This is a genomic window from Alkalibacterium putridalgicola, from assembly GCF_040959045.1.
GTDB classification, from domain to species: domain Bacteria; phylum Bacillota; class Bacilli; order Lactobacillales; family Carnobacteriaceae_A; genus Alkalibacterium; species Alkalibacterium putridalgicola.
The window spans coordinates 2,018,917-2,031,741 of record NZ_CP162615.1 but is presented as its reverse complement, the minus strand read 5'-3'; the positions used below and the strand labels follow the sequence as shown (position 1 = coordinate 2,031,741).

The following is a 12,825-nucleotide window of genomic DNA, read 5'->3' as shown; positions in this document are numbered from 1 at the left end:
GTCAGATTTGTTAGATTAGTACAAGAGTAAATCTCATCTTTTTCTGTGTGTGTTTATGTAACCTTATGCGATCAAGCAGCCATTGCGTTAATATACGTAATGATTTATACGTACGGGATCAAAAGAGGAGGCAGACTCCAAGTTGCTTGTTTTAGGAGAAGGATGCATGATGAGGTTATATCGAACATCACATGAAAATAATAGGACTAAAAGTTAAGATAAAGGTTGTAATAAAGAACTTAGCTAGTAAAAAAGAGTGGTGCAACGTTCAAATAAACTTTGCGCCACTCTTTTTTGTTTTATATTAGTGAATAGACGATGCCGCCAAGAGTACCTGTAATAATCATAACATGAATGGGACTGGCTTTAAATTTTCTCATTAAAAAGATAGCTATGGCAAAGAAAACGATGGAAACATAATTGAGTTCGCCCAGATCGAGCGGCCAGTCACTGTGTCCGAACATGGCAGTGAGAAAGATGGTCAGTCCGGCAGAAGCGATCAAGGCAACGACGGCAGGTCTCAAGCCTTGAATGATTCCCTGAACCATTGTGATGTTTTTATATTTGAAATAGAAATAAGCCAGCAACTGAACGATGATGACGGAGGGAAGTGTGACACCGATCGTTGCCACGACTCCACCGAACACACCCGTTATCTGGTTTCCGGAAAAGGTAGCGGCATTGATGGCGATAGGCCCAGGCGTCATTTCTGAGAGAGTCAGAATATCAATAAACTGCTGATTGGTTATCCACCCTTGAACAGAAATAAGTTCCTGTTCGATCAATGGCAAGGCAGCATATCCACCACCGAAACTAAATATGCCTATTTGAAAAAAACTGAGGAATAATTCCCAATAAATCATTTTTTCTCCACCTCATTGTCTTCATGTGTCAGTTTCCAGATCGTAGTCAATGCGCCGATGATCCCTGAAAACAGAAGTAGCCAAAGGATATTGACTTGATAGACGATGCCTGCTACCAAAGCAGCTATCATAACGAGGATGGGAATGATTTTCTTCTGCACGACGATACGTTTCCCCATATTGTAAACGACATTCACGATAATGGCTGCCACACCGGCCTGCATGCCGAGTAATACGTTATTGACGATGGCATTATCTCTCACAGCTATGTAGATGTATGCTAAAGCTGTCATAATAAATAATGGAGGCAGAATAGTTCCTAAAACAGTGACCATGGCACCCGGGACGCCAGCCATTCGATAACCGATAAGAATCGAGGTATTGACCGCAATAGGTCCTGGAGAAGATTGTCCCAATGCAATAAGGTCCAGCATTTCATCTTCATTGATCCAGCCTAACTCATTGACGAATTTTTTTTCCATAAGCGGAACAATGACATATCCTCCACCAAACGTAAACATACTTAAAAAGAATGTCGATTTAAAAAGTTTTATATACAATGTCTTATTATCCATCTTCTCCATCGTTTTCTCTCCTTTGCAATCTAACTTTAATTATAGTAGAATTCAAAGTTGTTTCAAAGAGAAAGAATTAAAAAATGCCATTTGTGTGTGTTTTGATCAAATAATCGGTATAATGTCATTAACAATGTACATGCTTGGAGGCGTTAGTATGATTAATTTATTGTTTTCCTTAGATGAAAATTATATTTATCCTTTAAAAGTGCTGATTCAATCACTTGTAGAAAATCATCCGGATGAATCATTTCGCATGTACCTGTTGCATGCTGGAATAAATGAGCGGAAATTGAAAGAATTGCAGGAGTTTGTGGACCGCGAAGGAGATCATGAGCTGATCGCTATTTACAGTAAAGACTTCTTCAAATCATCTGATAAGCTGGCTATTACCCGGTACTATGCATTAGAAATGTATTTATGGATGTTTGCACCGTATATCCTGCCTGAGGATGTCGGCCGAATCCTGTATTTAGATCCGGACATTGTCAATGTCGGTGACATTCGACCGTTTTACAACAAATCATTTAGCGGTCATTCTTTTATCGCAACAAATTATAAATATAAAACTAAATGGGTCCAGCCATTCAACAATCTGCGCCTGAGAAATTTTGAATCGGAAAATTATTTCAACTCTGGTGTAGTTTTGATGGATCTGGAAAAGTTGAGACGTGTGGGAGACCCGGATCGGCTGGTGGAAGCGATAAGAGAGAATAAATCCATTCTCATTCTTCCAGACCAGGATATTTTTAATATGCTTTACGTGAACGATATTAAGGAAGAAGACTGGCGTATTTACAATATGAATCCGAAGGTATACGAGAAGCTTAAAGTCATCTTTCCTAACAAGTATAATCTTAAGATGATTGAAAATGACGTTGTGTTCATTCATTATTCAGGTAAACACAAACCATGGAATGAACGTGATAAATATAAATACACACTGGGAGACTATTACTTCGATGCTGAAAAAAGAACATATAATTTGGTTGAACAGCAGCCATTAATGAATAAGGGGAGTAGAATATGAATAAGAAATATGATTTTGATTATCTGGTTATTGGCGGAGGAAGCGGGGGAATAGCCTCCGCTAATCGTGCAGGGATGCATGGTGCACGGGTGGCTTTGATCGAGGAAGATCAGCTCGGAGGGACCTGCGTCAATTTAGGCTGTGTACCGAAGAAAGTCATGTGGTATGTTGCTGAAATGATGGAGTCTTTACATTTATACGGAGAGGACTATGGAATCGAATTCAAACAGGAACCGGTCTTTCATTATAAGCAGATGATGGAGAACAGAGATAAATATATCTCCTTTCTACATACTGCCTATAAAAAGGGACTGGATTCAAACAATGTTAAACATATCAAAGGAAAGGCCTCCTTTATAGATGACTCTACGGTGGAAGTCAATGGCCAGAAAATTACGGCAGAACATATCCTGATCGCTACAGGCGGCAAACCGAAACGTTTGGATATACCGGGGGGCGATTTAGGCATCGTATCGGATGATGTTTTCCAACTCAAGGAACTGCCTAAAAGCATCGCAGTCATTGGTGGCGGCTATATCGGTGTTGAAATGAGCGGGATAATGAATGCCTTAGGTGTAGAAACACATCTGTTCGTCAGGAAACCGGCACCACTTTATAATTTTGATTCGATCATCTGTGAAGGCTACCAGGCTATCTCGGAGAGTGAAGGCCAGCATGTGCATGTGAACAAAACAGTGATCCGTCTGGAAAAAAAGAGTGAACAGTCGTATGTTCTGCATTTTAAAGACGGTACCATGCATGAAACGGAACAGGTCCTGTGGGCAACAGGACGAGTGCCGAATACCAGCGGACTGAATCTGGAAGCAGCGGGTGTGAATGTCTACCCTGGTGGATACGTCGAAGTCGATCGTTTTCAGAACACGACTGGAGATAAGATATATTCAGTCGGTGATGTGACTGGCCGTGCTGAATTGACTCCCGTTGCGATCGCAGCCGGACGACGGTTATCAGAACGATTGTTTAACAAACAGGAGAACGAGTATTTAGAGTATGATAATATTCCGACCGTTATTTTCACTCATCCGCCAATCGGTACAGTGGGGATGACTGAAGAACAGGCCCGAGATCTGTTTCCGGATGAGTATATAAAAATATACCGCTCCACGTTTACTTCAATGCACAGCGCCATTACCGGTAACCGACAAAAAGCCTTCATGAAACTGGTCTGTGTAGGGAAAAGGGAAAAAATCGTCGGCTTACACGGTATAGGTAAAGGGATGGACGAAATGCTCCAAGGTTTTGCAGTCGCAATTCAAATGGGTGCGACAAAACGAGACTTTGACCGGACAGTAGCGATCCATCCGACAGCAGCTGAAGAGTTCGTCACGATGCGATAATCATACGTGTTTAGGTCGACTGACAAGGCTTTCAGAAAAATAAATGTTCGGATTCTGGTTAAATGCGAACTATTTACATTAAAATATAATTAATTTTACGTATATTGTTGCTTTTTGAGATTGGGTGTACTATGATTAAACCATCTTAATAAGTGTTATCTAATATAATTTAGCGATATGGGCTATAGTTTCTACCAATCCCCTTAAAGGATTGACTATTAGATTAAACAATTCGTATTGTTTATGATGTAGTTGATTAAAGACGGGAAACCGTCTTTTTTTCATTTACATGTGTATTTCCCATTGTTTTATTAGATAACCCTTTGCAGTAACTCCACGGAAATGGAGAAAACATACGAAAGAGGGTTTTATCTTTGTTAGAAAAATTCTTTCACTTGAAAGAGAACGATACCACCGTAGGAACAGAAATCGCCGCCGGATTGACTACGTTTTTTGCCATGTCATATATCATATTCGTTAATCCACAAATTTTAGCATTGACCGGTATGCCGACACAAGCGGTATTTTTAGCGACAGTCATATCCGCTGCAGTAGGCACACTCATTTTGGCTTTATATGCAAATGTACCTTATGCACAGGCCCCGGGGATGGGCTTGAATGCTTTCTTCACATACACAGTTGTTTTTGCACTAGGCTTTACCTGGCAGGAAGCACTGTTCATGGTCTTTTTAACTGGTGTTGTAGGGATATTGATTACCGTTACTTCGATCAGAAAGAAAATCATTCATGCGATTCCAGAATCACTGCAGCATGCCATCGGCGGGGGCATTGGCGTGTTTATTGCGTACATTGGACTGAAAAATGCAGAACTGCTGTCGTTCACTTCTGAAGGACAGTCGATCATCTCTGTAAACAATGAGCCGTATACTGCAGGAACGGAGATCAATGGAGCTATCGATTCGATCGTGACTGGAGGCGGTATAATTCCGGATATGGGAAGTTTCACTAATCCATATGCCTTGCTTGCATTGATCGGTCTAGTTGTGACGATCATTCTGATGGTAGCTAAGGTCAAAGGTGCTATTCTGATCGGTATCGTCTTCACGACCATTATGGGGATTCCAATGGGCGTGACTGACTTATCTGGATTAAGCAATCCGGCGAATTCTATCGGATCCGCTTTTGGGGAGTTAGGAACAACATTCGGCGCAGCTTTTGGTTCGGAAGGACTGGGGTCTTTATTGGCTGATCCCTCACGTTACGCCATTATATTAATCACGATTTTTGCTTTCACACTGACCGACATCTTCGATACGATCGGTACCTTTATCGGGACGGGAAGAAAAGCGGGAATCTTTACTTTAGACGATGAGAAGTCGATGGATAAAGGAAACGGCTTGAATACGAAAATGGAAAAAGCGTTACTTGCAGATACAGTCGCAACTTCCATCGGGGCAGTATTCGGGACATCACCTGTCACTACCTTCGTTGAAAGTGCTGCAGGCATTGGAGCCGGCGGGCGCACAGGTTTGACAAGTCTGACGACGGGTACACTGTTCCTGCTTACAGCATTCTTCTCTCCGGTCATGTCGATCGTACCAGGCGCTGCAACAGCACCGGCATTGATCGTTGTCGGTATTCTAATGATGTCTGCTTTTTCAGAAATCGACTGGAATAATCTGGAAGAAGCTATTCCGGCATTCTTCGCATCGATATTTATGGGATTCACTTACAGTATATCTTACGGTATCGCAGCTGGTTTCCTGTTCTACATTATTACAAAAGTCGTCAAAGGGAAAGTACATGTCGTTCATCCGGTTTTATGGGCCACGACAGCGCTGTTCATCTTCAACTTTGTTATTCTAGGCTTAATTTAATATGAGTTAATCTGGTAAAGGAGCGGAGCCCGGGGAGGCTCTGCTCCTTTTTTTATGAGTTGATAAGAGTAGAAGAGAGGCGTGGTTCGGCGTTTTGGAATGACTGTGATCACTGTAAGTGTCGAAGACGGGAAAGTTCGGTAAGTAGAAGGAATTGAATGATTTCAAACGACCGAAGTAGGTGCCGGTTCGGTCGATAGGAATAAAGATAAACATCCTAAGTGTCGAAGAAGGAGAAGTTCGGTAAGTAGAAAGTTTTGAATGATTTCAAACGACCGAAGTAAGTGCAGATTCGGCGCTTAGAAATAAAAACAAGCGTGGAACCAACCGAAGACACATTCATAATGTAAAAACCCGTGAGATCATTAGAAACTGATCTCACGGGTTCTTTTATACTAAAAAAAATCTTTATTCGAATCGTAATGCATCGATCGGGTTCAGCCTTGCCGCTTTACGTGCAGGATAGATACCGAAGAAGATACCGACTGCTGTTGAAAAGACGAGAACAAGTGCCACGCTGCCGAGCGTATAAATCGGTACGATATTTAACGCACCCGCAATGATATTCGAGAGAAGAATACCCAAAGTCAGACCGATCATTCCACCAATGAGACTTAAGATGATGGCTTCCATCAGGAACTGAATCAGGATGGTTCTGGTCGTTGCCCCCAGTGCTTTACGGGTTCCGATTTCTCGCGTTCGCTCAGTCACGGACACCAGCATGATATTCATGACGCCGATACCACCGACAAGCAAGGCGATGCCGGCAACTGCTGCGATGAAGTTGATAAACAGACTCAAGACATTATTGACCTGATCGAGTGCCTGCAGGAAGTTTCTGGCGTTATAAATGTTTTCACCAACCGCATCATTTCGAAGTTCCAAAAGCCGGACGACTTGATTCGAGATAGGTTCGATCTGTTCCGTATCTTCGACTTCGATGATGACGGAACTCATTCCGGCAAACTGAGGAATCTGCTGGCCAATTGTGGATTGAGGCATGGCCATAAATAAGGGGATCTGATCAGCATCAAATGCTCCCTGCATATTGGCGAAAGAGCCTTCCACCACGCCCACGATCCGCAGGTCAAAACGAGACTGAGTGATCGTCATAGACAGTGTTTCGCCCACGACATCAGTCCGTCCAAAGAGAGCTTCAGCACCGTCAGTATCGATCACGACGACTTCATTGCTTTCGTCAAAGTCGACTTGATTGAAGTAGCGTCCGTGGATCAGATTGGAACTCATCGCCTGACTGAGAAACTGCAGATCAGGTGTACCGTAGGAGATGACCGACTGGCGGGTATCCATATCCGTCGATGCTGTTCCAGTGATCGTTTCGTTAGGAGAGATATACCTGATTTCATCGATGGAATCCTTCAGCACAACTAAATCTTCCTGCTCTAGGGCTTTGTCCGGTTCGTCCACCGTATTTGCTGTCAGGTTGATCGTTGTCGCACCCAGGTCACTGAAAGTTGAGGTGATCTCTTGTGCGGCACCATTTCCAACGGCTAGAATCGCAATAACAGAAGCGATCCCGATAATGATACCAAGCATCGTCAGGAATGAGCGCATCTTGTTTGCAAAAATACTGTCGAGTGCCATTTTAAAATTTTCTTTTATAAACACTTAATCCACCTCCGTATGTGAGAGCTGTTTCGGTGTCACTTTTTCATCTTCTATGATTTTTCCATCGCGGAAATGAACGATACGTTTTGTGTAGGCAGCCATTTCCGGCTCATGAGTGACCATGACGATCGTCGTACCTTCTTCGTTCAATTCCTGAAAAATATGCATGATATCTTCTGTCGTTTTTGAATCCAGGTTTCCTGTCGGTTCATCTGCCATGAGAACAGAAGGACGATTGACGATCGCCCGGGCTATAGCCACACGCTGTTTCTGTCCACCGGATATTTCATTGGTGAAATGATACAACCGGTCGCCCAGACCCACTTTTTCCAGCGCTTCTGTCGCGCGCTCCTTGCGTTCATTATAAGGAACTCTAGCGTAGACCAGGGGCAGCATGACATTTTCCAGGACATTCATACGGGCCATCAGGTTAAAAGACTGAAAGACAAACCCGATCTCTTTATTTCTGATCCCGGCCAGCTGCGAATCCGATAGACCTGTCACGTCCGTCCCATTGAGCAGATATTTGCCACTGTCAAAACGGTCGAGCAAACCCAGAATGTTCATGAGCGTGGATTTTCCGGAACCGCTGGGACCCATGACGGAGGTGAATTCTCCTTCTTTGATCGAGAGCGTCACTTTATCCAGTGCTTTGATCGTTTCTCCGCCCAAACGATATATTTTCTCTATATCGGTAATTTCTATCACGAGATATCCTCCTTCTAGTTTTCCAGCTCGACTTCGATTCCATCTTCAATATCTGCGCCGGGAGATAGAACGACCTGATCTCCTGCTGAAACGCCGTTCACCACTTCGATAATGGCTTCAGACTGGATACCAGTTTCTATATCGGCACGCTCTGTGATACCGTCGTTAACGATAAATACATAGGGTTCGTTGTTTTCATTGTAATTCAGTGCTTCTACTGGTATGACTAAAGCCCCATCTTGTGAATCCACGATAATGTCGACATCGATCTCAAAACCGGCAATCAGGTCAGACGTGTCGGAATCAAAGGTGACTCGTGCACCCAGTTGTGATGTGGCGCCAGTCTGAGTCTGCTGCTGAGTGGCGACTGGATCGATTTCTGAAACAGTGCCTCCGAATTCATCGTCATTGTAAGTTAAGATTACTTCCTGATCGACCGCGACTTCGCTTGCATCGGAACGTGATAACTGAAGTGCGACATTTAAATCGTTCAAGTTCGCGATGACGAGCGACGGACGTCCCTGCTGCGCACTCGTGTCCGCGGCGTCTTCTGACACATTTACTTGAGTCACTGTCCCGTCAAAGTCCGCTTCAAAAGCCGTACCGTCCATATAAGTGACGAGTGTATCGCCTTCTTCAACGGTATCTCCGACAGCCACGTTCAGTTCTGTCACGAGACCCTGACCGATGATTTCCTGTGTCTCACTGGGTTCGATCGTTCCAGAAGTTACTATCGTTTCAGTAATATCTTGTTCCATGACCTCAGCTGTTCTGACAGTCGCTATGTCATCTTCCTGCTGACTGCTGTAGATGCTGTAACCCACGAAGCCGACAAAGGCCAGAAAGACTATTAATCCTATCCATTTTTTTCCTCTCATAATTAAGCGTCCTTTCTCAATTCTTATTCTTATTAAATAAGTCACAACGTTAATTATACAGGTTGACAGAGTGTGTTTCTATGAATACGAGATAAAATCATGAAATCTTCACGCTTTGATAAAGATGGAGTGTTGACTTGTATATAATAAACAATGACTCAAGAGGGTCCGTTTAGTGTGTGGTTTTGATATGTGGTAAACTATAAATACAATCAGCTTAAATATAAACGATGAAAGTAATGGGGAAGGAGAAACTCTAATGAAAGATAAAGTTTTTGCAGAAGGATTCATAATCAGTATGAGAATAGGCACATTATCGGATCTGCACATCGATCGCAATAAATGGGAGCTGGAAGATGGAGAAACCACGCTTTCTATCTTGTCAACTTTGATTAAAGAAAAAGCTGTAGATGTTCTGCTCATAGCTGGAGATATTTCCAATCATTATTTGGAAAGTCATGCTTTTCTGGAAAAACTTGCGGAAGAAAGTCGGATCCCTGTAAAATTCGTTCCCGGGAATCATGATTACTGGGCAAAGGAACACGACATTACAGATAGTCATGAAATCAACGATTTTTTCAATAAGCAGTCGTATTCGCTTGTCGGGAAGCCTTACGATATTGATGACAATTGGGCAGTGGTGGGAACTCCTGGCTGGTATGATTACGGTTATGCTGATCAGGATAAATACAGTGAAGCCCAGTTTGAAAAGAAGAAGTACGGTTTTGCTTCGTGGAACGATCTGCATTTCGTGAACTGGAACCAAAAAGATAAAGATGTGAGTCAGGCTATGCTGAACCAGCTTTATAGAGATCTGCATTCAGTCAAGGATAAAAAAATCATTCTGATGACGCATGTAGCAACGCATCCGGAATTCGTCGTTCCGCTGCCGCACCGTATCTATAACTATGCGAATGCTTTTCTTGGAGCCAAAGGATATGAAGCCGTTTATAATGACTTTGAGTCCATCAAGTACAGTATCATGGGCCATGTCCACTTCAGAAAAGTCGTCCGTGAATCAGAACGGACCTTTATATCACCTTGTCTGGGGAGCAGTAAGCATTGGACGGATAAGCGGCTGAAAAATCAGCTGGAAAAAAGTCTGGTCACGTTCGACCTTTAAGAGGGCGGATCCCAAATTATGGATTCGCTCTTTTTTGATTTTATGATAAACTGAATAGGATGAACGAACATATTGGAGATGAATAGATTGACAGAAGAAAACAAACATGTAATGAATTTACTGATCAAAGATTTGAAAGGCTATTCTAAAAAACAGATCACCTCTGTACTGGATCTGCTGGACGACGGCAATACGGTCCCTTTTATAGCCCGTTACCGTAAAGAGGCGACAGGGTCACTGGATGAAGTGCAGATCAGAGAGATCGAAGAGCGGCACACGTATCTGACGAATCTGGAAAAACGAAAAACAGATGTCCTGGCTTCCATTGAAGAACAGGGCAAGCTGACCCCGGAGCTTGAAAAAGAGATCAAAACAGCGAATCAGATGCAGCGTGTGGAAGACCTGTATCGTCCGTACAAACAGAAACGCCGCACGAAAGCAACGATCGCCAAGGAGCAGGGACTGGAACCACTGGCTGAATGGGTACTGACTTATCCTTCAGGCTCTTTAGAGGATGAAGCTGAGAAATACATCGACGAAGAGAATGGTGTGACTTCAGTCGAAGAGGCTCTGGCAGGTGTCCATGAGATCTTAGCGGAATATATTTCCGATAATCCGACCTATCGTGAATGGATTCGCGACTATACCTATAATAAAGGGCAGATAGTCTCCAAAGTCAAAGATGAAGAGGCCGATCAAAAAGGCGTCTTTGAGATGTACTACGACTACTCAGAATCGCTCGATACCTTAGTTTCTCATCGTATACTGGCACTGAACCGTGGGGAGAAGGAAGACATCCTTTCTGTCGGGATCGCGGTGGATGAAGACTATATCAACCGTTATATGGCTCGTCAGGAGCTGCCTGGCGACGAGTCGACAGAAGCAACTGAAAAAGTAAAAGAAGCCATCAGTGATGCCTATAAACGCTTTATCGGTCCGGCGATCGAACGGGAACTAAGAAGTGACCTCTTCGAAAAAGCGGAAGAACAGGCCATCCAAGTCTTTGGAGAAAACCTGCGTAACCTGCTGCTCCAGGCACCTTTAAAAGACCAGACGATTTTAGGACTGGACCCGGCTTACCGTACGGGATGTAAGCTAGCTGTTATCGATGCAACGGGTAAGGTATTAGGCATCGATGTGATCTATCCGCATAAACCGGCATCAGCCTCAAAACGCCAGGAAGCTAAAGGCAAGTTTTTGGATATGGTCAAGAAATTTGATGTGGATACTGTGGCCATCGGGAATGGGACGGCGAGTCGCGAATCCGAGACCTTTACCGCTGAAGCACTGAAAGAAGTAGATAAAAAAGTAGCCTACGTCATTGTCAACGAAGCAGGGGCTTCTGTTTATTCGGCCAGTCCGGAAGCACGGCGGGAATTTCCTGACCTGCAAGTCGAACAGCGCAGTGCCGTCAGCATTGCCAGACGTCTCCAGGATCCTTTAGCCGAACTGGTCAAGATCGATCCGGAAGCTATCGGCGTCGGTCAATACCAGCACGATGTGTCTCAGAAAAAACTGAGCGACCAGCTGGACTTTGTCATCGAAGTCGTGGTCAACCAGGTGGGCGTCAATGTGAATACCGCAAGTGCAGCTTTGCTGAAACATATCTCCGGGCTGACAAAAACGACAGCTGAAAACGTCGTGACCTACCGTGAAGAAAACGGAAAATTCACCAGCCGATCACAGCTGAAGAAAGTAAAGCGCCTTGGTCCTAAAGCCTTTGAACAGTCGGTCGGTTTCCTGCGCATCCCGGACGGGAAAGAGCCGTTCGATAATACCGGTATCCATCCGGAAACGTATAAAGAAGCAAAACAAATCATCGAATTGACCGGCTTGACTAAAGACAGTCTAGGATCAGGTGAGCTAAAAGCCCGATTCAAACTCGTGGATGATGAAAAGATAATGGAAGAAACAGGTCTGGGTCAGGAAACGATCGAAGACATCAAAAAAGCCTTGGTCGCCCCAGGACGAGACATGCGTGACGACATGCCGGCACCGCTTCTGCGTACTGATGTCCTGACAATGGAAGATTTGAAAGAAGGCATGGAGCTTGAAGGGACCGTGAGAAATGTGGTCGACTTTGGAGCCTTCGTCGATATCGGTGTGAAACAGGACGGTCTTGTCCATATCTCAAAACTGAGTAATTCTTACGTAAAACATCCAAGCAATGTGGTCGCTGTCGGGGATATCGTGAAAGTCTGGATCGATTCAGTTGATCTGAATAAAGGACGTATCTCACTCAGCATGGTCGAAAAAGAGAATAAATAAAAAATATTCAGAGAGGTCAGGAAAGACGCCTGGCCTCTGACTTTATAAAAGGCGGAAGTTTAATGGAAACACATGAGCTGCAGCGTTTAGTGGAAGAGGTTTCGCTGAAACACTTCAAACGGCCGTTCAGACACAAAGCATCATTCAACCGACGACTGCGAACGACTGGCGGCCGTTACCATCTTGGCTCACATCATCTGGACTTTAATCCGAAAGTTTTCGAAAAAGCAGGGATGGAGACCTTCATAGGGGTCATCAAACATGAACTGTGTCATTATCATCTGCACTTAAATGGTAAAGGGTATCAGCACAAGGACAGAGACTTCAAAAATTTGCTTGAAGAAGTGGATGGACTGCGCTACACGCCGTCGCTTAAGGATTCGAGCCAGCCGATCAAAGTCTGGAAGTATCAGTGCGGAAAGTGCGGGAGCGTTGCTCAGAGAAGGAGGCGGTTCAATACGGCCAAATTCGTCTGCGCCAGGTGTCAAGGAAGATTTGAACTGTTGGGAGAAACCGAAACGAAAAAGACAGCCGTTGACTAAATCAGCGGCTGTC

At 44.0% G+C, this 12,825-nt stretch carries 11 protein-coding genes and 1 riboswitch; of the genes, 6 read left to right on the top strand and 5 right to left on the bottom strand.

What is annotated here, in order from left to right:
- Positions 1 to 299: 299 nt before the first annotated feature.
- Positions 300 to 863 (bottom strand): chromate transporter, encoded by a 564-nt coding sequence (locus AB4027_RS09670; protein WP_368645178.1) that lies wholly within the window; start codon positions 861 to 863, stop codon positions 300 to 302.
- Complete coding sequence (locus AB4027_RS09665) at positions 860 to 1,447, bottom strand: chromate transporter (protein ID WP_368645177.1); 588 nt, start codon at positions 1,445 to 1,447, stop codon at positions 860 to 862. Before AB4027_RS09665 ends, AB4027_RS09670 begins: the two co-directional genes overlap by 4 nt.
- A 148-nt stretch (positions 1,448 to 1,595) precedes the next feature.
- On the opposite strand from AB4027_RS09665, the gene AB4027_RS09660 reads away from it, so the two are divergent.
- From AB4027_RS09660 to AB4027_RS09650, 3 genes are all read left to right on the top strand, one after another.
- Positions 1,596 to 2,468 carry a glycosyltransferase family 8 protein gene (locus AB4027_RS09660; protein ID WP_177165495.1) on the top strand — a complete coding sequence of 291 codons (873 nt, stop codon included), beginning with the start codon at positions 1,596 to 1,598 and terminating at the stop codon, positions 2,466 to 2,468.
- Entirely contained in the window at positions 2,465 to 3,826 is a 1,362-nt protein-coding gene (gorA, locus tag AB4027_RS09655) for a glutathione-disulfide reductase (protein ID WP_368645176.1), read from the top strand. The genes AB4027_RS09660 and gorA overlap by 4 nt, the downstream gene beginning before the upstream one ends.
- A gap of 140 nt (positions 3,827 to 3,966) precedes the next feature.
- Positions 3,967 to 4,064: riboswitch (purine riboswitch) on the top strand.
- A gap of 136 nt (positions 4,065 to 4,200) precedes the next feature.
- Positions 4,201 to 5,664 carry an NCS2 family permease gene (locus AB4027_RS09650; RefSeq protein WP_368645175.1) on the top strand — a complete coding sequence of 488 codons (1,464 nt, stop codon included), beginning with the start codon at positions 4,201 to 4,203 and terminating at the stop codon, positions 5,662 to 5,664.
- 408 nt (positions 5,665 to 6,072) lie between these two features.
- On the opposite strand, the gene AB4027_RS09645 is transcribed toward AB4027_RS09650, so the two are convergent.
- The 3 genes from AB4027_RS09645 to AB4027_RS09635 are packed head-to-tail and all read right to left on the bottom strand — an operon-like array spanning position 6,073 to position 8,879.
- Positions 6,073 to 7,293: an ABC transporter permease gene (locus tag AB4027_RS09645; protein WP_368645174.1), complete on the bottom strand. Its 1,221-nt coding sequence runs from the start codon at positions 7,291 to 7,293 to the stop codon at positions 6,073 to 6,075.
- Positions 7,294 to 8,001, bottom strand: coding sequence for an ABC transporter ATP-binding protein (locus tag AB4027_RS09640; protein WP_368645173.1), 708 nt, complete (start codon positions 7,999 to 8,001; stop codon positions 7,294 to 7,296).
- Between the two features lie 14 nt (positions 8,002 to 8,015).
- Entirely contained in the window at positions 8,016 to 8,879 is an 864-nt protein-coding gene (locus AB4027_RS09635) for an efflux RND transporter periplasmic adaptor subunit (RefSeq protein ID WP_368645172.1), read from the bottom strand.
- Positions 8,880 to 9,138: 259 nt separating this feature from the next.
- Between AB4027_RS09635 and AB4027_RS09630 the strand changes: the two genes are divergently transcribed.
- From AB4027_RS09630 to AB4027_RS09620, 3 genes are all read left to right on the top strand, one after another.
- Entirely contained in the window at positions 9,139 to 10,002 is an 864-nt protein-coding gene (locus AB4027_RS09630) for a metallophosphoesterase (RefSeq protein ID WP_368645171.1), read from the top strand.
- An 87-nt stretch (positions 10,003 to 10,089) separates the two neighbouring features.
- Positions 10,090 to 12,270 (top strand): Tex family protein, encoded by a 2,181-nt coding sequence (locus AB4027_RS09625; protein WP_368645170.1) that lies wholly within the window; start codon positions 10,090 to 10,092, stop codon positions 12,268 to 12,270.
- 62 nt (positions 12,271 to 12,332) lie between these two features.
- The gene (locus tag AB4027_RS09620) at positions 12,333 to 12,812 is read left to right on the top strand and encodes a SprT family protein (protein ID WP_368645169.1); all 480 of its coding nucleotides are present in this window, start codon (positions 12,333 to 12,335) and stop codon (positions 12,810 to 12,812) included.
- Positions 12,813 to 12,825 lie beyond the last annotated feature (13 nt).

Coding starts and splice junctions, on each gene's coding strand:
- AB4027_RS09670 (WP_368645178.1), bottom strand. CDS start 863: ATGATTTATTGGGAATTATTCCTCAGTTTTTTTCAAATAGGCATATTT.
- AB4027_RS09665 (WP_368645177.1), bottom strand. CDS start 1,447: ATGGAGAAGATGGATAATAAGACATTGTATATAAAACTTTTTAAATCG.
- AB4027_RS09660 (WP_177165495.1), top strand. CDS start 1,596: ATGATTAATTTATTGTTTTCCTTAGATGAAAATTATATTTATCCTTTA.
- gorA (WP_368645176.1), top strand. CDS start 2,465: ATGAATAAGAAATATGATTTTGATTATCTGGTTATTGGCGGAGGAAGC.
- AB4027_RS09635 (WP_368645172.1), bottom strand. CDS start 8,879: ATGAGAGGAAAAAAATGGATAGGATTAATAGTCTTTCTGGCCTTTGTC.
- AB4027_RS09630 (WP_368645171.1), top strand. CDS start 9,139: ATGAAAGATAAAGTTTTTGCAGAAGGATTCATAATCAGTATGAGAATA.
- AB4027_RS09620 (WP_368645169.1), top strand. CDS start 12,333: ATGGAAACACATGAGCTGCAGCGTTTAGTGGAAGAGGTTTCGCTGAAA.